The following is a 23,520-nucleotide window of genomic DNA, read 5'->3' as shown; positions in this document are numbered from 1 at the left end:
ATAACAAAGCATTTAAGAGTAATTTAGACCTCACCAGCTTGAACGGACACGCATCGCTAGCACCCAAAGAAGTTGACGGTGCCCGCTTACAAGACAGGAAAAAGTACCCGGCAATACAGCGTTGAATTCAAGGTCAAGGCCGTATTGTGGAGCCAGTAAGGCCCGCCGCTCAGTCAAAGTATTGCCGAGGCGATGGATATTCACCCCTTCCTGTTGTCCCGTTGGCGCAAGGAATACCGAGAGGGGCATACAACGTGAATATTCCAGCCAAGCCACAAGGTGGCGATACCAGGGCACTTTATACACGACGGGAAAGCTTGTGATGCAAATTGACGTCATCAACGAAAGGGACGACGCGGTTTTCGACGCGCTCGTCGCCGGTGTCCGGGAGCACAACGCCGAGCACCTGGGGAGCGAAGCGCCCAAACCGCTTTCCGTGGTGGCTCGCGATGCGTCCGGAAAGCTGATCGGCGGCCTGTCCGGCAAAACCTTTTCCATGCACTTTTTGATCGACGTGCTCTGGGTAGACGAGGCAAGCAGGGGCACGGGGCTCGGCAGCAAAGTGATGGCACTGGCCGAAGCCGAGGCCATCGAGCGCGGCTGCGTGGCGGCGCAGGTGGACACCCTGTCGTTCCAGGCGCCGGCCTTCTATCAAAAGCTTGGTTTCGAGGTCGTCGGCAGCATCACCGGGTTCGCCGAGCATCCCGACCGGCGTTGTTTCCCAAATCGTTGAACCATTCCGTGTTGCCGTGATCTGATCCGCGTCGCACTCACGGGAAACAACGGATGGGCAAGGCCAGACACAAGATCAGCAACTGGGCAGCGTACAACCGCGCATTGGTCAACAGGGGGTCATTGACCGTCTGGATGGACGAGGCCGCCATCCGCCATTGGCGCTGCCAGCAGCACCACGGTGGCCGGGGGCGAGGCTTTGAGTACAGCGATACCGCCATCGAGACGGCGCTGATGCTGAAGGGCCTCTTCAACCTGCCGCTGCGGGCCCTGGAGGGCTTTATCAACTCCCTGTTTCGACTGATGGAGGTGCCGCTGTCCTCGCCCAGTTACAGCTGTATCAGCAAGCGTGCCAAGACGGTGACTATCCGCTATCGCCGGCGCAGCCAGGGCGACATGACCCACCTGGTCATTGACGCCACCGGCCTCAAGGTGTTCGGCGAAGGGGAGTGGAAGACACGCAAGCACGGCAAGGAGAAGCGGCGCGTCTGGCGTAAGCTGCACCTGGCGGTGGATGCCGACAGTCATGCCGTCGTTGCCGCCGAAGTCAGCCTGGATAAGGTCGGCGACAACGAAGTGTTGCCGTTCCTGCTGAACCCGCTTCGCCGTCGCATCGAACGAGTCAGTGCCGACGGTGCCTACGACAGCAAGGGGTGCCATCGGCTGGTAATGAGAAAGGGCGCCAGGGCTGTTATTCCACCGCGCAAGACAGCAGGGTTCTGGGAGGATGGCCATCCCAGAAACGAAGCGGTGGCGGCGCTCAAGGCCGGTCGCCTTGATGAATGGAAAAGTCGCAGTGGCTATCACCGGCGTTCCCTGGCAGAAACGGCGATGTCCCGCTACAAGCAGCTGATTGGCCCAAAGCTGAGCCTGCGCGACTACAACGGCCAGGTTGCCGAAGCCCTGGCCGGGGTGAAGGTGATGAACAAAGTCATAGGACTGGGTATGCCCGAACGCCAGCAGGTCGGCTAAGGGCCTGGCGGCCTTGGGGGTTGGGCCGTCCAGAGACTGATTTGATCAACAACGCCATCCCGACCGCTACTTTCTCCTGAAAAGGTACTGACAATATGCCGCTGCTGTTTTCCTACGGGACTTTGCAACAGGAAGACGTCCAGCTTGCCAACTTCGGCCGCCTGCTGAGCGGCGACAAGGATCGGCTGCCCAATTATGTGGTCGACAAGATCAGGATCACCGATGAAAGGGTGCTCCGGGAAAGCGGCAAGGACGTGCATCCGATCCTCAGGTTCACCGGCAAGGCGTCGGACTTTGTCGAGGGCACGGTGTTCGAGCTGACCGACGAAGAGCTTGCCCGCGCCGATGATTACGAGGTCGACGACTACCAACGGATCCCGGCCAGGCTCCAGTCCGGCCGTACCTGCTGGATCTATGCCGCTGCCCAGGCACCGTTGCGCCGGTGCGACCGCTTATGACGGAGACTCAGATGTACAAGCTGTTCTACTACCCCCGCAACGCCAGCTGGACGCCGCACATGGTGCTGGCGGAGATCGGCGCCGACTACGAGCTGGTGCTGGTCGACCGCAAGTCCGAGGCCCAGAAGTCGCCGGACTACCTGAAGCTCAACCCCACCGGCCGGATCCCGACCCTGGCCGAGGGCGACCAGGTCATTTTCGAGAGCGCGGCCATCTGCCTGCATTTGTGCGACCGCCACCCCCAGGCCAATCTGGTACCGGAGGTCGGCGATCCCCGGCGCCCGGTCTTCTACCAGTGGTTGTTCTACCTCACCACCGCCATCCAGCCGGAGCTGATGCTGTATTTCTACCCCGGCCGGCACACCCTGGCCACGGACGGTGCCGACGCCATCAAGCAGGCCCAGGAGCAGCGCGTTACCGAGATGTTCGCGCTGATCGACCGGGAGCTGGCCGGCAAAGACTTCCTGTTGGGGAGCCAGCCCAGCCTGTGCGACTTCTTCCTGTTCATGCTGTCCCATTGGGCCAGCGGCTTTACGCGGCCGCCCCTGTCGTTCGAACACCTGGGCCGCTACCTGAGGGCCATGGCCAGGCGACCGGCCGTCCGGCAGGTGGCCGAGGTGGAAGGCACCAGCCTGGACGCCTATGCCTGACAGACCCCGGTAGTCGCCAGCCGCTGTCGAGTTGCAGATGGCAAACCCGGCCCTGGCCAAGCAGGTGGCACAAGCAGGCGGAGCGGTGTCGGTTCGCCGGGAATTTGAGGCGCAACCGGCCATCATCCATACTGCCACCGGTAAGCGCCATGCCGGCCACCATGTCAGAGAGGGACATCTGCATGCTTCACTTCCTTCATCGCTGCTCGGCGGCGCTGCTGGCCAGCTATGTGCTGGTCCACCTCCTTAACCACCTGCTGGCCCTGACCGGCATCGAGGCCCACCTGGCGTTCATGGATGGCTACCGGGCCATCTACCGCTTCCAGGCGATAGAGCCCCTGCTGCTGGGCCTGGTCGGCTTCCAGGCAGGCTCCGGCCTCTATTTCATATACAAGCGCCGGGGCCAGCGCCGCGGCTTCTTCGAGCGGGCCCAGGCCCTGTCGGGCGCCTACCTGGCCTTCTTCCTGCTGGTGCATGTGACCGCCGTGCTCTACGGCCGCCTGGGATTGGGGCTGGATACCAACTTCTACTATGCGGCGGCGGGGCTCAACATCCAGCCCTATACGGCCTTCTTCCTGCCCTACTATTTCCTGGCGGTGCTGGCCCTCTTTACCCATATCGGCTGCGCCCTGCACTGGCTGCTGCGCAAGCGCCTCAGCCTGGTGTCTCGCCATGCCCTGGGTTACGGCGCCCTGGCCCTTGGCGTATTGGTGGCCACCGTCATCCTGTCCACCTTTATGGGTGCTTTCTATCCTGTTGACATTCCTGAGGAATTTCGCGAAACCTTCCAATAATGAAAAGCCAGCGGCAAACAAGGAAGCGTCCCTTGCTCCCTGAAAGCCAGGGCAACCGTTGCCACAGAGGAGAGAAAAATGAAACCCGCGCTGCTCCTGATCGCCTTGTTGGCCCTGGCCGGCTGCAGCTCCAATGGCCGCCATCACACCGTCACCTGCAAAGAGGGCGCCCTTTGCGCGGCCGCGGCCGTTGCCCAGGGCATCGCCCGGACCGAGAAGCCCTCCGGACGCTGCGAAGACATGGTCGGGGAGCGCCGCCAACAGTGCGAGGCGCAGCTGGACGCCATCCGCGCTGCCATCGAAAAGCACAAATAGAACTGCCCAGGGCCTTGCACTACAACAAACACACCAGCCAAGGCTGAACCGACTTTTTCTACGCTTTTGGGAAACGCCCATGTTTATCGTCACCCTGAGTTACCGCAAACCCCTGTCGGAGGTGGACCGCTTCGTCGAGGAGCACCGCCAGTACCTCAAGGCCGGCTATGCCGCCGGTCACTTCCTGCTGTCCGGGCGCAAGGAGCCGCGCACCGGCGGCGTGATCCTGGCCACGGCCGCCGGCCGGGACCAGGTCGAGGCGCTCATCGAGCAGGATCCCTTCCACCGGGAAGGCATCGCCGATTATCAGATCACGGAATTCCTGCCGTCCATGGCCGCCCCCGGCCTGGACGCCCTCAAGCAGGCCTGAGCCAGGGAGAAAGCATGTTCACACTGAAGATCGACGACGAGCTGGAGCTGGCCCTGGTGCAGCCGTCCTTTGCCCCCCGCTATGTCGAGCTGGCCAGGGAAAACTACGATCACCTGGCCAGGTGGCTGAGCTGGCCGCCCCATGTCCGCAGCGAGGACGACTTCCTGGCCTTCATCAAGGGCTGCCTGCACGACCATGCCGACGGCAAGCGCCTGGTCTGCGGCGTGATCTACCGCGGCGAGCTGGTCGGCAACGCCGCCTACGTCAACATCAACCCGGGCCTGAAGAAACTGGAGATCGGCTACTGGCTGGCCGCCAGCCACCAGGGCCTAGGCATCATGACCCGGGTCTGCCGGGCCCTTATCGACCACGCCTTCAACCGGCTCGGCATGGAGAAGGTGGAAGCCAGGGCCGCCACCGGCAACGGCGCCAGCCGGGCCCTGCTGGAGCGCCTGGGCATGAACCTGGAGGGGATCCTCACCCGGGCCGAGATCATCAACGGCCAGGTGCTCGACCACGCCCATTACGGCCTGCAGCGCCCGGCCTAAACCCACAACAAAAGGACATTGGCATGACGGACAAAAAGGAACTCAAGGGACTGGGCGGCTGGCTGATCCTGGTCGGCATCGGCGTGGTGATCACGCCCATTCGGCTGCTGGTGGTTTACCTGCCCCTTTACCTGCCGCTGTTTCAGGACGGCACCTGGGCGGCCCTGACCACCCCGGGCTCGGACTATTACACGCCCTATTTCGGTGCCCTGCTTATCGGCGAGATCCTGTTCAACACGGCAATGCTGCTGGCCTCCTGTTGTCTCATCTACCTCTTCTTCGCCAGGCACCACCGCTTCCCCCGGCTCTACATCGCCCTCAACCTGACCGCCCTGGTGTTCATCCCCCTGGACGCCTGGCTGGTCACCCAGCTGTTCCCACAAGAGCCCATGTTCGATGCCGATACCGCCAAGGAGTTTGCCCGCTCCCTGTTCGCCTGCCTGGTCTGGGTGCCCTACATGCTGGTGTCGAAACGGGTCAAGGCCACCTTCATCGAGAAAAGGCCCGCCTCCCCGGCCATGGCGGCGGAGCCGGTGCCTGGGGACTGACGGGCAGCAATCCCAGCAGGGTCTACACTCCCCCTTGATACAGCCCCTGGCATCAAGGAGAAAGACATGACCACCAAGCCCATCACGGCGTTGCTCTGTGCCCTGGCCCTGCCCGCCCTGGCCGGTGACGACGCCGGCCTCATCAAGAGCGCCGAAAGCGCCGCCCCTGCCTCGGTGACCGCCAAGGCCACCATCAAGACCATGGACGGCAAGGTGCTGCGCCAAGGCAGCAACGGCTGGGTTTGCTATCCCGGCGACAAGAACTCAGGCCCCATGTGCAACATGCCCGGCTGGGACAAGCTGTTCGAGGCCTACATGAAGAAGGGCCCCCTCAGCGTGGACGGCATCGCCTTTTCCTACATGCTGGCCGGCGAGGGCGAGGCCCCCGGGGTCAGCAACATCGATCCCTTCGCCACGGCCCCGACGCCGGACAACGACTGGATCAAGGAAGGGCCGCACCTGATGATCCTGGTGCCGGATCCGGCCCTGCTGGAAGGCCTGCCCACGGATCCGTCCGAGCCCGTGTACGTGATGTGGAAGGGCACCCCCTACGCCCACATCATGGTGCGCATCAAGGAGCAATGAGACCGACCCGGGCAGGCGGCCTTGGCCGCCTGCCCCCTTCTGCGTTAAAAAGCGGTTAAAAGCCAACGACTTCCGTGGCACTCTTGGGAAAAAGCATTCTCCAAGGACCGCCATGAAGACGCTGCTGCTCTCCCTCGGCCTGACCGCCACCCCGGCCCTGGCCCAAAGCTGGTACATCACCGCCGACCATTACTTCAACAGCGAGAGCGGCGAGCTCGTCAGCCCCGCCACCCTCATCGTCGACGGCAACCGCATCAGCGCCGTGGGCAGCGAGCTGCCAAGGCCCGAAGGCAGCCGGCGCCTCGACCTCAGCGGCCATACCCTGCTGCCCGGTCTCATCGACATGCACGTGCACCTGACCCTGTCGGAGAACCTGCACGGCTACCGTAGGCTGGGCCTGTCGGTGCCGCGCCAGGCGCTGATCGGCGCCAAAAACGCCCGCCGCACCCTGGACGCCGGCATCACCACGGTACGCAACCTGGGTGCCGGCGGTTATGCCGACATCGCCCTGCGCGACGCCATCGCCGCCGGCGACGTGCCGGGGCCGCGCATCTTCGCCTCGGGCCCCGCCATCGGCATCACCGGCGGCCATTGTGACAACAACCTGCTGGCCCCCGAATACAGGGCCAGTGGCCAGGGCACCGCCGACGGCCCCTGGGCGGTTCGTGCCAGGGTGCGGGAGAACATCAAGTACGGCGCCGACGTCATCAAGCTCTGCGCCACCGGCGGCGTGCTGTCCAAGGGCACCAAGGTGGGCGTGCAGCAGCTCACCGAGGAGGAAATGGCTGCCGCCGTGGCCGAAGCCCACCGGCGCGGCCTGAGCGTCGCCGCCCATGCCCACGGCACCGGCGGCATCAAGGCCGCCATCCGCGCCGGCGTCGACACCATAGAGCACGCCAGCTTCCTGGACGGCGAGGCCATCCGCCTGGCCAAGGCCAACGGCACCTATCTGTCCATGGACATCTACGACACCGAGTACATCCTCGCCGAAGGCATCAAGGCCGGCATGCTGCCCGAGAGCATCGACAAGGAAAAGCACACCGGCCAGCAGCAGCGCGACAGCTTCCACCGCGCCGCCCAGGCCGGGGTGCCCATGCTGTTCGGCACCGACGCCGCCGTCTACCCCCATGGCGACAACATGAAGCAGCTGTCGCGCATGGTCACCTTTGGCCTGAGCCCGGCCGAGGCCCTGCAGAGCGCCACCTGGCACCCGGCCAGGGTGCTGGGCCGGGACGACCTCGGCAGCCTCAAGGCCGGGGCCCTGGCCGATGTCATCGCCGTGCCCGGCAACCCCCTGGAGAACATCACGCTGATGGAGAAGGTCAGCCTGGTCATGAAGGACGGCGAGCTGATCAGGGCGCCGCAGTAAGAAAGGCGGCCGCCTTGGCCCCATCAAGAAAAGGAGTCAGCATGTATCGCCTCTTTATCGCCAACAGGAACCACGTCTCCTGGTCGCTGCGCCCCCTGCGCGCGGTGGCGCCATGAGCCGGACAGCCCTGATCACCGGCGGCACACGCGGCATAGGTGCCGCCACCGCCCGGCTGCTGGCAAAGCGCGGCTATGCCCTGTGCATCAACTACCGCCACAACCACGCCGCCGCCGAGGCCCTGCTGGCAGAACTCTCCGGCCAGGGTACCAAGGTCATCGCCGTGCAGGCCGACGTCTCGGTGGAGGCCGAGGTGATCGGGCTGTTCGACACCCTCGACCGGGAGCTGGGCCCCCTTGCCGCCCTGGTCAACAATGCCGGCCGGCTCCAGCCCCAAACCCGGCTCGCGGACATGAGTGGCGAGCGTATCAGCCGCATGTTCGGCGACAACGCCCTCAGCCAGTTCCTCTGCTGCCGGGAGGCGGTGCGGCGCATGGCCAGGGACAGGGGCGGCCGGGGCGGCGCCATCGTCAACGTCTCGTCGGCGGCGTCCTACACCGGCGCCCCGGGCGAGTACGTGGACTACGCCGCCGCCAAGGCCGCCGTGGATGCCCTGACCCGGGGCCTGTCGCTGGAAATGGCGGACCAGGGCGTGCGCGTCAATGCCGTGCGCCCCGGCTGCATCCATACCGACATCCACGCCGACGGCGGCGAGCCTGGCCGGGTCGAGCGCCTGAAGGACCGCATTCCCATGAAGCGGGGTGGCGAGCCGGAGGAAGTGGCCGCCGCCATCGCCTGGCTGCTGAGCGACGAGGCCAGCTACGCCACCGGCACCTTCATCGACCTGGCCGGGGGCCGCTGATGGTCACCGGCCTCAACCACCTCACCCTGCAGGTCCGGGAGCTGGACAGGTCGCTGGATTTCTACGTGACGCTGCTGGGCATGACGCCCCAGGTGCGCTGGCACGGGGGCGCCTACCTCAGCGCCGGCCCGCTCTGGCTGTGCCTGAGCCTGGGCGAGAGCCGCCCGAGCGACGACTACAGCCATATCGCCTTCAGTGTCGACGCCGGGAATTTCGAAGCCCTGGCCGAACGCCTGGCGGCGAACGGGATCCGGCACTGGCAGCCCAATCGCAGCGAGGGCGAGTCCCTCTACATACTGGATCCGGACGGCCACAAGCTGGAGATCCACCTGGGCTGCCTGCAAAGCCGCCTGGCGGCCCTGAAAGAAGCGCCTTATCCGGGCCTCCGCTGGTTTTAAACAAGGAAGCTCCAAGGTGAAGAACCTGTTTTCTGCGTTGCCAACGCAACTGGACGAAGAGCGCTTTGATGAACTCCTCAAGGCGGACCATATCCGCATCGAGCGGATCCTCTCCCACGGCCACAGCTCGCCCGCCGAAGGTTGGTACGACCAGGACGAGCATGAGTGGGTGCTGGTGCTGGCGGGGGCCGGCGAGCTGGAATTCGAAGATGGCCGCAGGGTGCGACTGGAACGGGGCGATCACCTCGACATCCCGGCCCACAGCAGGCACAGGGTCAGCTGGACCGAACCAGACCAAACCACCATCTGGCTGGCGGTGTTCTACCGCTAGCGCCTGGAGTAAGGAGCCCATGACACTGCGTATCGTCCTGGCGTTGCTGCTGGCCCTGCTGTTCAGCGCCCCGGCCGCAGCCAAACTCAAGCGCTTTACCAGCGACGGCTGCAGCGCCTTCCCCGACGGCACCCTGGCGCAGCAACAGCTCTGGCTGGCCTGCTGCACCGCCCATGATCGCGCCTACTGGCAAGGCGGCAGCTACCGGCAGCGGCTGGAGGCCGATCTGGCCCTGAAGAGCTGCGTGGAGCAGGTCGGCGAACCGCAGATCGCCCTGCTGATGCTGGCCGGGGTGCGGGTGGGCGGCTCGCCGCTTTGGCCCACGCCCTTTCGCTGGGGCTACGGCTGGCCCTACCCCAGGCCCTATGGTGAGCTGAGCGGGGAAGAGCTGGCCCAGATCCTGGCTATGGAGCAGGAACGGCAGGAGCGGCAGGAGCGGCGGCAGTGATGCGACTGGCCCTGCTGCTAGGCCTGCTGCTGGCCGGCTGCGCCGGTCCCAGGGTGCATATCTTCGCCGGGCCCTATGCCAACCACAGCTTCACCGATGGCCATATGGGCCTCTTCCTTGCCCCGGGAGGATAAGGACGGCATCTCGGCCGTCCCCTGGGCTACACTCGGCAGGAGATGGCTCTTGGGAGAGCACCTTGGTCCTGCCCTTCGATTCCCTCTACCGCCATGGCCTGTTCCGGGTCGCCTGCTGCGTACCCAGGGTGGCCTTGGCCGATCCCAAGGCCAATGCCGAAGCGACCCTGGCCCTGGCAAAGCAGGCGGCCGCGCGGCAGGCGGGCCTGGCGCTCTTTCCGGAGCTGGGCCTGTCCGGCTACAGCAACGACGATCTCTTCTTCCAGGATGCCCTGCTCGAGGCGGTCCAGGAGGCCGTCACCACCGTCGTTGCCGGCAGCCAGCCCCTGGGGCTGCTGCTCATAATCGGTGCCCCGCTCAGGCACCAGGGCCGGCTGTTCAACTGCGCCCTGGTGATCTACCGGGGCCGTATCCTGGGGGTGGTCCCCAAGAGCTACCTGCCCAACTACCGGGAGTTCTACGAAAAGCGCCAGTTCTGCCCGGCGGCCCTGGCTCCCCGGGGCGACATCGCCCTGGCCGGCACCGTGGCGCCCTTCGGCAGCGATCTGCTCTTTGAAGCAAGCAACCTCCCCGAATTGCGCCTGTTCGTGGAGATCTGCGAGGATCTCTGGGTCCCCCTGCCCCCCAGCACCACGGCCGCCCTGGCCGGGGCCACCCTGCTGGCCAACCTCTCCGCCAGCAACATCACCATCGGCAAGGCCGACTATCGCCGCCGGCTCTGCGCCGGCCAGTCCGCCAAGTGCCTGGCCGCCTACCTCTACGCCGCGGCCGGTCATGGCGAGTCCAGCACCGATCTGGCCTGGGACGGCCATGCCCTGGTCTACGAGAACGGGGAGTTGCTGGCAGAAAGCCAACGTTTCCTGGGCGATGACCAGCTGATCACCGCCGATATCGACCTGGAGCGGCTGAGCGCCGATCGCAGCCTCACCACCAGCTTCAACGACTGCGCCCTGGCCCAGGGGGACAGGCTCCAGGCCCTTCGCCGCGTCCATTTCCGCTTCGAGCCGCCCCGGGCCAGGGTGGCCCTGGCGCGTAAGCTGGCACGCTTTCCCTTCGTACCCGCCGATCAGGCCAGCCTCGACGAGCGCTGCCGCGAGGCCTACCAGATCCAGGTCCAGGGCCTGGTGCAGCGGATGCAGGCCAGCGGCATCCACAAGCTGGTGCTGGGGCTCTCCGGCGGCCTCGATTCCACCCAGGCGCTGCTGGTCGGCACCAAGGCCCTGGACAGGTTGCGGCTGCCGCGCAGCCACCTGCTGGCCTACACCCTGCCCGGCTTCGGCACCAGCAAGCGGACCCTGGCCAATGCCAGGGCGCTGATGAAGGGCTTCGGGGTGACGGCGCACGAACACGACATCTGCCCCGCCGCCAGGGCCATGCTCCAGGCCCTGGATCACCCGGCCGGGCGCGGCCAGGCGCAATACGACAGCACCTACGAGAACGTCCAGGCCGGCGAGCGCAGCGCCTTTTTGTTTCGCGCCGCCAACTTCCACCGGGCCCTGGTGCTCGGCACCAGCGATCTCTCCGAGCTGGCCCTGGGCTACAGCACCTACGGGGTGGGCGATCACATGGCCCATTACCACCTCAACGCCGCCGTGCCCAAGACCCTCATTCGCCACCTGATCCGCTGGGCCATCAAGAGCGGTGGTTTCGATAAGGACACGGCCAGGGCCCTGCAGGCGGTGCTGGACACCCCCTGTTCGCCGGAGCTCATCCAGGGCCAGCAACAGGCCGAGAAGCTGATCGGCCCCTATGAACTCCAGGATTTCCACCTCTTCTATCTTTGCCGCTACGGCTTCAGGCCCTCCAAGGTGGCCTACCTGGCCTGGCAGGCCTGGGGCGATGCCACCAGGGGCGACTGGCCCCCGGACATCCCCGAGGATGAGCGGCACCAGTATGATCTGGCCACCATCAAGGCCTGGCTGGCGCTGCTGCTGGAACGCTTCTTCCAGCACAGCCAGTTCAAGCGCTCGGCCCTGGCCAACGCCCCCAAGGTGGGCACGTTGTCGCTGTCGCCAAGGGGCGACTGGCGGGCACCCAGCGATGCCAGCGCGGCGGCCTGGCTGGACGAGCTGAACCGCAACCTGCCCTGATGGCTTAGCCGGGCGACCAGGCGCCCCTTTTCGGCCATGAGCCGCCGAGACGGCGGACTCTTCCAGGGGTAAGGTAAGGCGTTACCACAACCGAAGGAATCGACATGGCCCACGAGATCCTGGTGGCCCTGGATGTCAGGGACGATGGCCAATACCAGGCCTACCGCGACGCAATGACACCCCTGCTGGTAGGCTGTGGCGGCAGCTTTGGCTACGACTTCAAGGTGGCCGAGGTGCTCAAGACGGAAACCACCGCCGCCATCAACAGGGTGTTCACCATCCGCTTCCCGAGCCGCCAGGCGAAGGATGACTTCTTCGCCGATCCCGGCTACCTGGCCGCCAAGGCCAGGCACTTTGCCCCGTCGGTGGCGGCCACCACCATCATCGCCGAATACGAGACCGGCTAGGCCATGCTGCCCCTGGAAACCCCCAGGCTGCGGCTGCGTCACCTGATCCTGGCCGATGCCCCCTACATCCTCGAGCTGGTCAATGAACCGGGCTGGCTTGCCAACATCGGCGACAAGCAGGTGCACGACCTGGATGGCGCCAGGGGCTACATGGAGAAGGGCCCCCTGGCCCTGTACCGGGAGCACGGCTTTGGCCTCTACCTGGTGGAGCTGAAGGACAGCGCCACCCCGGTCGGCCTCTGTGGCCTTATCAAGCGCGACGGCCTGGCCGACGTGGACATCGGTTATGCTCTCTCATCCGCCTACTGGGGCCGGGGCTATGCCCTGGAGGCCGCCCAGGCGACCCTGGACCATGCCAGGGAGCTTGGCCTCGAACGCCTGGTGGCCATCACCAGCCGGCACAACGACGCCTCGGCCCGGCTGCTGTCACGCCTGGGCATGACCGACGAGGGCCTGATCCGCCTGCCCCAGGACGAGGAGCAGCTGCGCTACTTCGCCATAACCCTCTAGGGGCCAGGGCTAAACTGGGGTTATGAGCCCCAAACCCCGTTTCCTGGCCGACGCCATGCTCGGCCGCCTGGCCCGCTGGCTGAGGGTGCTGGACTACGACACCCTCTACCACCCGGAAAAGCCCGATCCGGAACTGGTCGCCATCGCCGACCGCGAAGAGCGCTGGCTGCTGACCCGGGACAGGGCACTGGTCAACGAGCTGCGCCCCCACAGATCCCTGCTCATCCAAAGCCAGAAGCCCCTGCAGCAGCTTCGCGAGGTGATAGACGCCTGCCAACTCCCCAGGCCGGACGCCCTGTTCCGCCGCTGCCTGCTCTGCAACGGCCGGCTCAGGGCCGCCAGTGCGGAGGAGATCGACCGCCTGGCACCCCTGTCCAGCCGCCAATACGGCGACGAGCTGCTGTACTGCCCCGGCTGCCACCGCCTCTACTGGCCAGGCTCCCACACCAGGCGCATGGCCCGCGCCCTGGCCCGCACCCTGCCGCACTGGTTTACGCCGCCGGGCTGACCAGCACCGCCGCTCCGGGACGGCTCTTGCTTGTTAGCGCCTTGTTGCAAAAGTGCTTTAACACTATGCTAACGGCCTTTTGGACGGCCTTGGCCCGGCTCACGCCGGCCGAAGGCGAGCAGGCCCCTTGATCAGGAAAAAACCATGCAGGAAAGAAAGTTGGTGCTGGTGGACTACCGCCCGCAGTGGGCCAGGGCCTTCGCCCAGGAGGCGGAGCAGCTGCAGGCGGCGCTGGGCGACGTCCTGCTTGCCGCCCACCATATCGGCAGCACCTCGGTTGAGGGGCTTGCGGCCAAGCCGGTCATCGATATCCTGCTGGAGGTCACCGAGCTGGCAGCCCTGGATAGCCTCGGCCCGGCAATGGCGGCCCTGGGCTACCGGGCCAGGGGCGAAAACGGCATACCGGGCCGGCGCTACTTCCAGAAGGGCGGTAACCTGCGCAGCCACCAGCTTCACGCCTTTGTACGTGGCGATGAGCATGTGCTGCGGCACCTGGCCTTTCGCGACTACCTGCGCGCCTTCCCGGAAAAACGGGACCGGTACGCGGCCCTGAAGCGGGAGGCCGTTGCCGCCTGCGGCCACGACATCAAGGCCTACCAGGCCTACAAGCACGACTTCATCCAACAACACCAGGGCGAAGCGCTGAAATGGTTTACCCCCTGAGCATGACCAGGATCCGCACCGCAACCCCACCTGATGCCACAGCCATCGCCGCCATCTACAACCACTATGTCGTGGACAGCATCGCCACCTTCGAAGAGGCGCCGGTCGCCGATGACGACATGGCCGGGCGCATCGAACAGGTGCGGTCCCAAGGCCTGCCCTGGCTGGTGGCGGAAGATGAACGGGGCCAGGTGCTCGGCTACGCCTATGCCAGCCCCTGGAAGGCCCGCGCCGCCTACCGCCATTCGGTGGAAATCACCGTCTACCTGGCCCCAAGCGCCGGCGGCCGGGGCCTGGGCACCCGCCTCTACCGGGCGCTGTTCAAGGTGCTTGCAGCGGGCCAGGTTCACGCGGTAATGGCCGGCATCGCCCTGCCCAACCCGGCCAGCGTCGCCCTGCACGAAAAACTTGGCCTGAGCCAGGTCGCCCACTTCCAGCAGGTGGGGCGCAAGTTCGACCGCTGGATAGACGTGGGCTACTGGCAGCTGCTGTTAAGCGAGCAATGAGTGTCGCTGAATGCCGGACTAGATCCACGGATAGCGGGTACCGAAATGCTGCTTGAGGAAGTCGACCAGGGCACCCATCTTGCCGGACTGGGTGGCGCCCGGCCCGTAGACGGCGTAGACCTTGATGCTGGGTAGCTGGTAGTCGGGGAACAGCTGCACCAGCTCGCCGGTCGCCAACCCATCTCTTGCCACAAATTCGGGCAGGCGGCCAATGCCGTCCCCGGCCAGCACGAAGGCGGTCCTGGCGGCGGCATTGTTGGTTTCCACCATGCCGGTCATCCTGACGGCTACCCTGGTGTCACCCTTGGTCAGGATCAGGAGCGGCGGGGTGCGCTTGTAGAGCACCCACTGGTGATCGGCCAGCGCCTCCGGCCTTTCCGGCTGGCCCTGCCGGGCCAGGTAGGCCGGTGAGGCACAAAGTACGGCCCGGATCTCCGTCAATCTGGTGGCGATCAGGCTGGAGTCCTGGAGCTTTTCCTGGGTGCCGCGAATGGCCAGATCGATACCCTGCTCGACCACATCCACCAACTCGTCAGACAGGGTCAGGTCGATGCTGATCTTAGGATAGAGGCGCCGGAACTCGCTCAACGCCGGGACGATGAAGTCGCTGCCCAGGTGGGTGGGTGCCGAGATCCGCACATGACCCCGGGGTTCGTCACGCAGCTGTTCCAGGCGCAACTGGGCCAGGTTGGCCTCATCGGCGATACGCTGACAGCTTTCGTAGAACTGCTCACCCACCTCGGTGAGGCTGAGGGAGCGGGTGGTTCTGTTGAGCAGCCGTACCGACAGCTGCGCTTCCAATCGCTTGACGTGATAACTGACCACGGCCCGGGACAGTTTCAGTTGCCTCGCCGCCTCGGCGAAGCTGCCGGCCCTGACCACGGTCGAAAAAACCACCATGTTCTTCAGTTGCTCAAAGGAAAGCGCCATTCACTGTCAACATTTATTATCCAATGAGTTTGAATCTTACCTCATTGTCAACATCAATCAAGGAACCTATTCTGTTCGCCAACGCCGTAACCGCCCGATGAGAGGACGAACACCATGACCCAACATGCCCCAAGCACCTTTCCCCATCTCCGCCTTGGCCATATAGAACTGTTCGTGACCGATGCCGATGTCATGGAAAGCTTCTATACGCAGTTCCTGGGTTTCGTGGTCACGGACAGGGGTAACGACATGGTGTTCCTGAGCCGGCACCCGGACGAGCACCACCAGATCGTCTTCAGCCCAAAGACGGCGACGCAGGCTAGCGACGGCCCGCTGGACCATATCGCGTTCCGGGTCGACAATCTCGGCCAGCTACGGGTGTTCCACCAAAGCCTGGCGGCCGGCAATTACCCCCTGCGCACCGTCTCCCACGGCACCGCCTGGTCCATCTATTTCAAGGACCCGGAAGGCAATCACCTGGAGATTTATACGCCGACCCCCTGGTATGTCAGCCAGCCGTGCCGGTTCGAGATCGATCTCGCCCAGGATGATGACGAGCTGCTGGCCGCCACCCTTGCCAGGGTCCAGGCCCTGCCCGGTTTCGCCGAGGCGGGCCACTGGGCCCATGGCCACCGCCGTACCCTGGAAGGCTGAGCCGGGCGTTGTAGCCAGGATCCATCGGCACTAGACAGGCCGTTGGTCAACATATTGAAAAAAAAGGAAAACGGCGTTGGAAAAGTACGGCATAACGGCGGCGACCTTCGACAAGCTGGCGGAAAAATACCAGCAGAAGTACATGGACTGGGACTGCTACCACGACAGCTACGACGCCTTCCTTGCCCTGTTGCCAAGCGCCGAGGCCCGGATCCTGGAGCCGGGCTGCGGTCCCGGTAACGTCAGCCGCTACCTGCTGGACAGGCGCCCCGGCCTGAGGATCACCGGCCTGGATCTGGCCCCGGCCATGGTAGCGCTGGCCAGGGCCAACAACCCGGAGGCCGAGTTCCTGGTCATGGACTGTCGTGACATCGCCGCCCTGCCCGGTCCCTTTGACGCCATCTTCTGCGGTTTCTGCCTGCCCTACCTGTCCAAGCCGGACGCCGAACGGCTTATCAATGATGCCAAGGACCTGCTGGCACCGGGCGGCCTGCTCTACCTCAGCACCATGGAAGACGACGACCGCCGTTCCGGCTTCCAGAGCAACGGCGACGGCGACCGGGTCTATATCCACTACCACCAGGGCGAGCACCTGAGCCGGGCCCTGACCGATAACGGCTTCGACGTACTGGACCTGTGGCGCCAGGCCTTCCCGGTCGAGCAGGGCCAGCCGGGCACCGATCTCTTTATCCTGGCCAGGGCCCATGAGCGGGAAAAGTAAAGGGACATGGGCTAAGCCTTAAGGGCCACTCACAATAAGAGATCATGCCCATGTCCTATATCGACGGATTCGTATTGGCCGTGCCCACGGCCAACAAGGAAGTCTATCGCCAGCATGCCCAGTCCTGGGCGGCCATCTTCAAGGAGTACGGCGCCCTCAAGCTGGTGGAATGCTGGGGCGACGACGTGCCACAGGGCGAGATCACCTCCTTCCCCATGGCGGTGAAATGCCAAGCGGACGAGACGGTGGTGTTCTCCTGGATCCTCTGGCCGTCCCGGGAGGTGCGCAACGCCAACATGGAGAAGCTGATGGCGGACCCGCGCATGCAGCCAGAAGAGATGCCCTTCGACGGCAAGCGCCTTATCTTTGGCGGCTTCGAGGTGCTGGTGGAAAGCTGAGCGCCGGCTGGCGACCCTGGCCGGTGCCTTTGCTTGTGGGCCGGCCCGGGCGACCACTCTGCGCCACGGCTAACCGCTTCTTTTGGCTGTTTTTTCTGTTGAAAAGCCAGTAGGCTTTGACGGCAAAGGACAGCTGGACAAAGAAGGACCATGAGCCAAGCCCTGCCGGACACCATCACCAATTCCGAAGACTATGTTGCCCATTTCCAGTCCCAGTTCAGGGCGTTGCTGCGCTTTGGCCACCAGCACCCGACCCTGGCCGCCTCCTTCCTTTACCTCTGTGCCAGTGTGGTGGGGCTTTTTCACACCATCAACCTGCTGAACGCCTTCCATGTCGATGCCCTCACCCACCTGGAGTTGCTGGACTTTATCCTGGGCGCAATACACGAGCCCAAGGCCTTTATCTACGTGGCCTGTGGTCTTGCCTTTATTTACCTGCTGCTTCGGCTGGAAATTGCCCTGAGAAGCCGATTTCCCCGCTATGCCCGCGCCAGCGACAAGTACAACAAGCCTTTCTTCCGTATCAGCCCCCTGCTGGTGCTGGCATTGGTGGGCATTATCTATACCAATGTATCTTCGGACTTATCGGCGCTGAGCCGGGCCTCTGCCATCAAAAGGGGCGAAACGCCCCATTACCGGATCACTGCCATCTACCCCATGGCGGCAGCGGAACAGCAGCTGACCCTGCCCAAGGTGCAGCTGGTGACCGCCACCAGCCGTTACCTCTGGCTCTACGACGGCCAACAGGTGCTGATGCTGCCCCACGACAACGTGGCCAGCCTGGTGCCGCTGGACTCCCTTGAAACGAACAGCGGACCCGAAGGCGCCACTGAGGACAAGGGCAACAATGCCACCGGTGAGATGCCGCCGGCGGAGGTCACGAAACCAGCAGAAGAGAAAAGCCAGAATACGGCAGCCCCCGAAACCGGCCAGCCGTGATCGCCATCGCGCCAGGAAGATTGCCAGAGAGGCCATATCGCCTGGTGCCGACAAGGCACCGCGTCCAATGACATCACCTACTCGTTGACTCAAGGAAGGATTTTCCATGACCAAGCTGCTGCAGATCCACTTCCCCTACCCCGGCCCCTTCGGCAAGGAGATGACCGAACAGCTGACCGGGCTGGCCGAGTCCATCAGGGACGAGCCCGGTTTTCTCTGGAAGATCTGGACCCAGAACGAAGGCGAGCAGGAGGCCGGTGGCATCTACCTGTTCGAGGACGAGGCCGCCGCCAGGGCCTATCTTGAAAAGCATACCGCCAGGCTCAAGGCCCTGGGCGTGCCAGAGGTACAGGCCAGGATCTTCGATGTGAACGACGAGCTGACCCGGCTCACCTCGGGCCCGGTCGGGATCTGAACGGCCTGGCTGCTCACGCCGTCACAGGGGAACCCGCCCATGTACTCGCCTACCGCCACCGCCCTGCTGGGTTTTATCGCCTGGTCCCTGCTCCTGCTGATCCTCATGGAAGCGCTGCGGACCCGGCTTATCCTCATCGGCAAGATGAAGGCCAACGAGTTCCGTCCCGATAACGCCAACCTGTCGCCCTTTATGCAGCGACTGACCCGGGCCCATGCCAACTGCATCGAAGGCCTGCCCCTCTTTGGCGGGCTGATGCTGGTGGCCCTGGTCACGGAACGGGCCGACCTCACCGATCCCCTGGCCTTCACGTTTCTTGGCGCCCGGCTCTGCCAGTCCGGCTTCCACCTGCTCTCTGGCAACCTGGCTGCCATCTATCTGCGCTTCGGCGCCTTTGCGGTACAACTAGCCATTGCGGTGTATTGGAGCTGGCTGCTGCTGTCCGGCACTACCTGAGCAGAGGCAAGGCTGGAACGCTTCGTTGACGACGCGTTCCAGCTGGCCGCCCCCACTCAGGGATTGGCTATAGTCCAGAAACGTGGTCAGCAAGGAGCCGCCGGCGCCAACGGGAAATAGGGACATGCGACTGTTCAGACTGTTCAAGAAGGACATGGCCAGGGAGGTCATGGAATGGGCCCGGGACGGGCTCATCCAGCCGGCCCAGGCAGAGGCCATACTGGCCCGGTATGGCGCCAGCCCCGAAGATGCCCGAGCCGGCACCTTCGGCTATTACGTGCTCACCGCCCTGGCCGCCCTCTTCGTGGGCCTGGCGCTGATCCTGGTCCTGTCCCACAACTGGGAGCAGATCCCGAGGCTGACGCGGATGCTGGGCCTGATCGGCCTGACCCTGGCGGTCAACCTGCTGGGACTGCGGCTGCTGTTGCGGCAGCGCTACCGGGCCGGGGTACTGTGGCTCTTCCTGGGCTCCCTTTGCTACGGCGCCGCCATCATGCTCATCGCCCAGATCTACCACCTGGGCGAGCATTTCCCGGACGGCATCTTCTACTGGGCACTGGGCGTACTGCCGGTGGCCCTGATCACCCAGAGCCGGCTTATCGGCCTGCTCTGCCTGGCCCTGGCCACCACCTGGATGTTCGTGGAAGCCGGCACGGGATCCTTCCCCTACGGCTATCCCCTTTTCGCCCTGGCCGCCTTATGGCTGGCCTGGGAGCGCAAGTCTTCGGCCCTGCTGTTCCTGTTTGGCCTGGCCGGTCTGGCCGTCTGGCTCAACTACCTGCTGGCCTGGACGGCGGGTGGCTGGTACCGCTTCGATGGCGGCGCCGAACAGCTGGCGGCCACCATAGGCCTGGGGCTGATCCTGGCCGGCTGGTCGAGGCGGCTGCTTGCCAGCACCGACCACAACATCCAGGCCTATGGCCAGCTGCTGCAGCTGTGGCTGCTGCGGGGCCTGATCCTGACCCTGCTGGTACTGAGCTTCGACGACGTCTGGCGTGGCCTGTCCGAAGGTTATGAGCTGCTGGGGCCGGCAACGGCGCTGCTGCCGGCCCTGGGCGGCCTGGCCGGGTACGCGCTGGCCAGGCGCAAGGGCCCCCTGGTGTCGCTGCCGGCCATCACCCTCTACTGGGTCCTGGCGGTACTGTGCAACACCTTGGTCAAGGACAGCGACCTCTGGCTGGCCGTGGCCACCAATCTGATGCTGGTGGCCGTGGGCATCGGGCTGATCCGCCGCGGCATCGACGAGGCCATTACCCACTTCTTCTATACGGGCGTGCTGGTGCTGCTGCTGACGGCCCTGCTGCGCTATGTCGACTTGATCGGCGACTACATCGGCGGCGCCGTCTTGTTCCTGGTGGCGGCCCTGGTGATGTTCGGTGCCGCCCGCTACTGGCGGTTCCACCTGCACGGGGAGGCAAGCCATGATTGAGGTGATCAGGAGCTGGACACCCGCCAACCGGCCCTTCGTGGCCATCGGCCTGGCCCTGGCCATTGCCCTGCAGATGGCGGTGCTGGCCGGCGAATACCTGGGCTCGGTGTGGCCGCTCTGGTACGGCAAGCCCGTCAAGCTGGAAACGGTTCCCCTGGATCCCCGCAGCCTGTTCCGGGGCAACTACGTCAGGCTCAGGTACCGCATATCCGCTGTCGACAAGGCCCTGAGCCGGGACAGTTTCAGGCGGGGCGAAGTGGCCTATGTACGCCTGGAAAAGGAAGGTGACTACCATATCGCCGTCGGTCTGCAGAAGGACAGGCCCGACTCCGGCACCTTTATCCGCGGCCGGATCACCGGCACCGGCGGCAACTATCGGCTCAACTACGGCATAGAGGCCTACTTCCTGCCCAAGGACAAGGCCAAACAGGCGGAAAAGGCCGTTCGCAGTGGCGCCTGGGCGGACATCTACCTGCTGCCAAGCGGTAAGGCGGCCATCGCCGATCTGCATTGCAGGCAGGAGGCCTGCTGAAAACAGGGCGGTTGATGAAATAACAAATTCAGCAAGCCGCCCCAGGGCGGCTTTTTTCGTTCTGGTCCCGGTGCGACTGCCTTGCCCGGGCCTGCTATTGCCGCCCTTCAAAGGAATTCAAAAGCTTTCAAAGCCGCCACCTTTACAGAGGCCGCCATCGCGTCAACCTTGTGGGGACGGTCCGGGCATTCACCATGGACCAAAGCCCAGGCCCTTTGACCCAACTTGACCAAGGGAGTGACCCCATGAAGCAGATAAGCCTACTGATCCTCTTGCTGTTGCTGGCCGGCCAGGCCCTGGCCAGCGAACTCAGCCAGAGGTGTGCGGAATTTCAAACCATGCTGGACAGGGCCGATGCCAGCACCAGGGCCATGATGAAGGAGCAGATGGCTGATCTGATCGCCATGTGCGCCAAGGAAGATACCGCCGGCCACAAAAAGGCCATGGCCAGCGGCCCCCTCCATTGCCGCTCCGGCGATCTCTGCGCCTCCTACAACTTCTCCCATGCCGCCGACCGCAAGATCTACGAACCCGGCTGCGCCCAGGTGACCCGTTGCCCCAGCGGCTACAGCGATTCCTGTTCGTTGAAAAACGACAAGGTCCGGGGCGGCAAGGGTACCGTCGATTGGACCATCTACGCCTACAACGGCCTGGTGCGGGACAAGGCCCAGAACCTCAAGTGCGACTGAGGCAGCGACCAATGCAAGAAGCCGCCCAGGGGCGGCTTCTTTTTATTCCTCTACCAGCCACTCACAGCGAGTGAAGCCGCTGCCCGGGCTCAGCACCTGATTCAGCCAGGGCAGCGCCTCATCGAAGGCGGCCTTGAGGGTCCAGGGCGGGTTGATGACCACCACCCCGGCGGCGGTCATGCCCATGCCGGGGGCGTCGGGCCTGATGCCGTGCTCCATGACCAGCTGGTTGCGGATGCCGCTGTCCTTGAGGCCGCCCAGCATGGCCTGGGTACGGGCCCGCTCCACCACCGGGTACCAGATCAGATAGGTACCGGTGGCAAAGCGCTTGTGGGCCTGCTTGATGGCCTTGACCACCTGCTGGTAGTCGTCCTTGACCTCATAGGGGGGATCCATCACCACCAGGCCGCGCCGCTCCCTGGGCGGCAGCTTGGCGATCAGGGTTTCGAAGGCGTCGGCCTTGTCGATGCGCACCTGGCGGTCGCCCTTGAACAGCTCGCACAACAGCTTGTGGTCGGCCGGATGCAGCTCGGTCAGCTGCAGGCGCTGGTTGCCGTCCATCAGCTGGCGGCTCAGCCAGGGGGAGCCCGGATACACCTTCAGCTCACCCGGGTTGAGGGCCTGGATCACCTCCAGGTAGGGCTTGAGCGCCTTGGGCGCCTCGCCGGCGGCCAGCACCTTGGCGATGCCGTCCCTGTACTCGCCGGTCTTTTCCGCCTTGGCGTCGGTCAGTGCGTAGCAGCCGGCGCCGGCATGGGTGTCGTGGATGACGAAGGGCTTGGGCTTCTGTTTGAGGTAATCGATGACAAAGGCCTGGACGGCGTGTTTGAGCACATCGGCGTAATTGCCGGCGTGAAAGGCGTGGCGGTAGCTGAGCACGGCTGGGATCCCGAAAAAGGCGTTGGTGGCTGATTTTACCCCGGCCCGGTAAGGAAATCAGCGCGGTCCTTGCATCTCCCGCCAAGAGTCCACAAGATAGAGCAAAAACTCGGCAACGGTGCCCCATGAACTTCCAGTCTTTCCAACCGCCGCGCCGGATCCTGATGGGTCCGGGCCCGTCCGACATCTCGCCCCAGGTGCTGGCCGCCCAGAGCAGGCCCACCGTCGGCCATCTGGATCCGCTGTTCATCGACATGATGGACGAGGTCAAGGCCCTGCTCCAATACGCCTTCCAGACCGAGAACGAGGCCACCCTGGCCATTTCCGCCCCCGGCTCGGCCGGCATGGAGGCCTGCTTCGTCAACCTGGTGGAGCCGGGCGACAAGGTCATCGTCTGCGTCAACGGCGTCTTCGGGGCCCGCATGGCGGAAAACGTGCGCCGCTGCGGCGGCGAAGCAGTGCTGGTGGAAAGCCCCTGGGGCCGGGCCGTGGAGCTGGACAAGGTGGAGGCGGCCCTCAAGGCCCACCCGGACGCCGGCTTCCTGGCCTTCGTCCACGCCGAGACCAGCACCGGCGCCCTGAGCGACGCCGAAGGCCTCTGCGCCCTGGCCCAGCGGCACGGCGTGCTGACCATAGTGGACGCCGTCACCTCCCTGGGCGGGGTGCCCCTGCACGTGGACAAATGGGGCATAGACGCCATCTATGCCGGCAGCCAGAAGTGCCTGAGCTGCGTACCCGGCCTGTCTCCGGTGAGCTTTTCCGAGCGGGCCCTGGCCAAGATCAAGGGCCGCAAGACGCCGGTGCAGAGCTGGTTCCTGGATCAGAGCCTGGTCATGGATTACTGGGCAGGGCAAGGCAAGCGCAGCTACCACCATACGGCGCCGGTCAACACCCTCTACGCCCTGCACGAGGCGCTGCTGCTGCTGCACAAAGAAGGATTGGAGGCCAGCTGGCAGCGCCACCGCCAGATGCACGAATACCTGGCCCAGGGCCTGGAAGGCATGGGCCTGGCATTCATCGTGCCAGAAGCGGAGCGCCTGCCGCAGCTCAATGCGGTGTGGATCCCGGACGATGCCGACGATACCGCCGTGCGCGCCGCCCTGCTGGAGCATTTCAACCTGGAGATCGGTGCCGGCCTGGGCGACTTCGCCGGCAAGGCCTGGCGCATCGGCCTGATGGGCCATGGCGCCCGCCCGGAAAACGTGGCCCTGTGCCTGTCGGCGCTGAGCTCGGTGCTCTGAGCCGGGCTGGCAACGAAAAAGCCGGGCAGGAGCCCGGCTTTT

General features: G+C 64.8%; 34 protein-coding genes and 1 pseudogene. 33 read left to right on the top strand and 2 right to left on the bottom strand.

Annotation, left to right across the window (positions count from 1 at the left end):
* Positions 1–78: 78 nt before the first annotated feature.
* From WDB71_RS07110 to WDB71_RS07000, 23 genes and pseudogenes are all read left to right on the top strand, one after another.
* Positions 79–246 (top strand): annotated as a pseudogene (locus WDB71_RS07110) (transposase); the annotation flags it as partial.
* Positions 247–322: 76 nt separating this feature from the next.
* Positions 323–733, top strand: coding sequence for a GNAT family N-acetyltransferase (locus WDB71_RS07105; protein ID WP_341503946.1), 411 nt, complete (start codon positions 323–325; stop codon positions 731–733).
* Positions 734–786: 53 nt separating this feature from the next.
* Positions 787–1,704 (top strand): IS5 family transposase, encoded by a 918-nt coding sequence (locus tag WDB71_RS07100; RefSeq protein ID WP_341501461.1) that lies wholly within the window; start codon positions 787–789, stop codon positions 1,702–1,704.
* Between the two features lie 95 nt (positions 1,705–1,799).
* Positions 1,800–2,162, top strand: a complete 363-nt coding sequence (locus WDB71_RS07095) for a gamma-glutamylcyclotransferase family protein (protein WP_341503945.1) — start codon at positions 1,800–1,802, stop codon at positions 2,160–2,162.
* Positions 2,163–2,173: 11 nt separating this feature from the next.
* Positions 2,174–2,812 carry a glutathione S-transferase family protein gene (locus WDB71_RS07090; RefSeq protein WP_341503944.1) on the top strand — a complete coding sequence of 213 codons (639 nt, stop codon included), beginning with the start codon at positions 2,174–2,176 and terminating at the stop codon, positions 2,810–2,812.
* A gap of 182 nt (positions 2,813–2,994) precedes the next feature.
* Positions 2,995–3,606: a hypothetical protein gene (locus WDB71_RS07085; protein ID WP_341503943.1), complete on the top strand. Its 612-nt coding sequence runs from the start codon at positions 2,995–2,997 to the stop codon at positions 3,604–3,606.
* 78 nt (positions 3,607–3,684) lie between these two features.
* Positions 3,685–3,921: a hypothetical protein gene (locus WDB71_RS07080; protein WP_341503942.1), complete on the top strand. Its 237-nt coding sequence runs from the start codon at positions 3,685–3,687 to the stop codon at positions 3,919–3,921.
* Positions 3,922–4,000: 79 nt separating this feature from the next.
* Positions 4,001–4,291, top strand: coding sequence for a YciI family protein (locus WDB71_RS07075; RefSeq protein ID WP_341503941.1), 291 nt, complete (start codon positions 4,001–4,003; stop codon positions 4,289–4,291).
* A gap of 14 nt (positions 4,292–4,305) precedes the next feature.
* Positions 4,306–4,839: a GNAT family protein gene (locus WDB71_RS07070; RefSeq protein WP_341503940.1), complete on the top strand. Its 534-nt coding sequence runs from the start codon at positions 4,306–4,308 to the stop codon at positions 4,837–4,839.
* Positions 4,840–4,862: 23 nt separating this feature from the next.
* Positions 4,863–5,387, top strand: a complete 525-nt coding sequence (locus WDB71_RS07065) for a DUF2569 domain-containing protein (protein ID WP_341503939.1) — start codon at positions 4,863–4,865, stop codon at positions 5,385–5,387.
* Positions 5,388–5,453: 66 nt separating this feature from the next.
* A complete protein-coding gene (locus tag WDB71_RS07060; RefSeq protein ID WP_341503938.1) occupies positions 5,454–5,972 on the top strand; it encodes a hypothetical protein in 519 nt (172 codons plus the stop codon).
* A 112-nt stretch (positions 5,973–6,084) separates the two neighbouring features.
* Positions 6,085–7,341, top strand: a complete 1,257-nt coding sequence (locus WDB71_RS07055; RefSeq protein ID WP_341503937.1) for an amidohydrolase family protein — start codon at positions 6,085–6,087, stop codon at positions 7,339–7,341.
* A gap of 112 nt (positions 7,342–7,453) precedes the next feature.
* A complete protein-coding gene (locus WDB71_RS07050; protein ID WP_341503936.1) occupies positions 7,454–8,200 on the top strand; it encodes an SDR family oxidoreductase in 747 nt (248 codons plus the stop codon).
* Positions 8,200–8,598 (top strand): fosfomycin resistance glutathione transferase, encoded by a 399-nt coding sequence (gene fos / locus WDB71_RS07045; RefSeq protein WP_341503935.1) that lies wholly within the window; start codon positions 8,200–8,202, stop codon positions 8,596–8,598. The genes WDB71_RS07050 and fos overlap by 1 nt, the downstream gene beginning before the upstream one ends.
* 16 nt (positions 8,599–8,614) lie before the next feature.
* A complete protein-coding gene (locus WDB71_RS07040) occupies positions 8,615–8,929 on the top strand; it encodes a cupin domain-containing protein (protein WP_341503934.1) in 315 nt (104 codons plus the stop codon).
* 19 nt (positions 8,930–8,948) lie between these two features.
* Positions 8,949–9,377 carry a hypothetical protein gene (locus tag WDB71_RS07035; RefSeq protein WP_341503933.1) on the top strand — a complete coding sequence of 143 codons (429 nt, stop codon included), beginning with the start codon at positions 8,949–8,951 and terminating at the stop codon, positions 9,375–9,377.
* On the top strand, positions 9,374–9,511 hold the full coding sequence (locus WDB71_RS07030; protein ID WP_341503932.1) for a hypothetical protein: 138 nt from the start codon (positions 9,374–9,376) through the stop codon (positions 9,509–9,511). The genes WDB71_RS07035 and WDB71_RS07030 overlap by 4 nt, the downstream gene beginning before the upstream one ends.
* A 62-nt stretch (positions 9,512–9,573) precedes the next feature.
* A complete protein-coding gene (locus WDB71_RS07025; protein ID WP_341503930.1) occupies positions 9,574–11,601 on the top strand; it encodes an NAD(+) synthase in 2,028 nt (675 codons plus the stop codon).
* A gap of 104 nt (positions 11,602–11,705) precedes the next feature.
* A complete protein-coding gene (locus WDB71_RS07020) occupies positions 11,706–12,008 on the top strand; it encodes a DUF1330 domain-containing protein (RefSeq protein ID WP_341503929.1) in 303 nt (100 codons plus the stop codon).
* 3 nt (positions 12,009–12,011) lie between these two features.
* Complete coding sequence (locus WDB71_RS07015) at positions 12,012–12,518, top strand: GNAT family N-acetyltransferase (protein WP_341503928.1); 507 nt, start codon at positions 12,012–12,014, stop codon at positions 12,516–12,518.
* A 22-nt stretch (positions 12,519–12,540) separates the two neighbouring features.
* A complete protein-coding gene (locus tag WDB71_RS07010) occupies positions 12,541–13,026 on the top strand; it encodes a Mut7-C RNAse domain-containing protein (RefSeq protein WP_341503927.1) in 486 nt (161 codons plus the stop codon).
* A gap of 144 nt (positions 13,027–13,170) precedes the next feature.
* Complete coding sequence (locus tag WDB71_RS07005) at positions 13,171–13,689, top strand: GrpB family protein (protein ID WP_341503926.1); 519 nt, start codon at positions 13,171–13,173, stop codon at positions 13,687–13,689.
* Positions 13,674–14,195: an arsinothricin resistance N-acetyltransferase ArsN1 family B gene (locus WDB71_RS07000; protein ID WP_341503925.1), complete on the top strand. Its 522-nt coding sequence runs from the start codon at positions 13,674–13,676 to the stop codon at positions 14,193–14,195. Before WDB71_RS07005 ends, WDB71_RS07000 begins: the two co-directional genes overlap by 16 nt.
* An 18-nt stretch (positions 14,196–14,213) precedes the next feature.
* Here WDB71_RS07000 and WDB71_RS06995 read toward each other — a convergent pair whose 3' ends face one another.
* Complete coding sequence (locus WDB71_RS06995; RefSeq protein ID WP_341503924.1) at positions 14,214–15,125, bottom strand: LysR family transcriptional regulator; 912 nt, start codon at positions 15,123–15,125, stop codon at positions 14,214–14,216.
* Positions 15,126–15,239: 114 nt separating this feature from the next.
* Here WDB71_RS06995 and WDB71_RS06990 point away from each other — a divergent pair, with 114 nt between their 5' ends.
* The 9 genes from WDB71_RS06990 to WDB71_RS06950 all read left to right on the top strand — a co-directional run bounded on the left by WDB71_RS06990 (position 15,240) and on the right by WDB71_RS06950 (position 21,358).
* The gene (locus WDB71_RS06990) at positions 15,240–15,779 is read left to right on the top strand and encodes a VOC family protein (protein ID WP_341503923.1); all 540 of its coding nucleotides are present in this window, start codon (positions 15,240–15,242) and stop codon (positions 15,777–15,779) included.
* A gap of 76 nt (positions 15,780–15,855) precedes the next feature.
* A complete protein-coding gene (locus tag WDB71_RS06985; RefSeq protein ID WP_341503922.1) occupies positions 15,856–16,500 on the top strand; it encodes a class I SAM-dependent methyltransferase in 645 nt (214 codons plus the stop codon).
* Between the two features lie 50 nt (positions 16,501–16,550).
* Positions 16,551–16,898 (top strand): DUF1428 domain-containing protein, encoded by a 348-nt coding sequence (locus tag WDB71_RS06980; protein ID WP_341504191.1) that lies wholly within the window; start codon positions 16,551–16,553, stop codon positions 16,896–16,898.
* A 150-nt stretch (positions 16,899–17,048) separates the two neighbouring features.
* Positions 17,049–17,837, top strand: a complete 789-nt coding sequence (locus WDB71_RS06975; protein ID WP_341503921.1) for a hypothetical protein — start codon at positions 17,049–17,051, stop codon at positions 17,835–17,837.
* A 106-nt stretch (positions 17,838–17,943) separates the two neighbouring features.
* A complete protein-coding gene (locus tag WDB71_RS06970; protein WP_341503920.1) occupies positions 17,944–18,252 on the top strand; it encodes a monooxygenase in 309 nt (102 codons plus the stop codon).
* Positions 18,253–18,291: 39 nt separating this feature from the next.
* Positions 18,292–18,708, top strand: coding sequence for an MAPEG family protein (locus WDB71_RS06965; RefSeq protein WP_341503919.1), 417 nt, complete (start codon positions 18,292–18,294; stop codon positions 18,706–18,708).
* Positions 18,709–18,832: 124 nt separating this feature from the next.
* Positions 18,833–20,137, top strand: coding sequence for a DUF2157 domain-containing protein (locus WDB71_RS06960; RefSeq protein WP_341503918.1), 1,305 nt, complete (start codon positions 18,833–18,835; stop codon positions 20,135–20,137).
* The gene (locus WDB71_RS06955; RefSeq protein ID WP_341503917.1) at positions 20,130–20,669 is read left to right on the top strand and encodes a GDYXXLXY domain-containing protein; all 540 of its coding nucleotides are present in this window, start codon (positions 20,130–20,132) and stop codon (positions 20,667–20,669) included. The genes WDB71_RS06960 and WDB71_RS06955 overlap by 8 nt, the downstream gene beginning before the upstream one ends.
* A 245-nt stretch (positions 20,670–20,914) precedes the next feature.
* Complete coding sequence (locus WDB71_RS06950; protein ID WP_341503916.1) at positions 20,915–21,358, top strand: hypothetical protein; 444 nt, start codon at positions 20,915–20,917, stop codon at positions 21,356–21,358.
* Between the two features lie 42 nt (positions 21,359–21,400).
* On the opposite strand, the gene rlmJ is transcribed toward WDB71_RS06950, so the two are convergent.
* Positions 21,401–22,237, bottom strand: a complete 837-nt coding sequence (gene rlmJ / locus WDB71_RS06945; RefSeq protein WP_341503915.1) for a 23S rRNA (adenine(2030)-N(6))-methyltransferase RlmJ — start codon at positions 22,235–22,237, stop codon at positions 21,401–21,403.
* Positions 22,238–22,362: 125 nt separating this feature from the next.
* Here rlmJ and WDB71_RS06940 point away from each other — a divergent pair, with 125 nt between their 5' ends.
* Complete coding sequence (locus WDB71_RS06940; protein WP_341503914.1) at positions 22,363–23,478, top strand: alanine--glyoxylate aminotransferase family protein; 1,116 nt, start codon at positions 22,363–22,365, stop codon at positions 23,476–23,478.
* The last annotated feature ends 42 nt before the right edge of the window (positions 23,479–23,520 follow it).

Origin of the sequence: Gallaecimonas sp. GXIMD4217 (assembly GCF_038087665.1) — a bacterium.
Lineage (GTDB): Bacteria > Pseudomonadota > Gammaproteobacteria > Enterobacterales > Gallaecimonadaceae > Gallaecimonas.
This window is presented reverse-complemented; position numbering and strand designations above follow the sequence as displayed.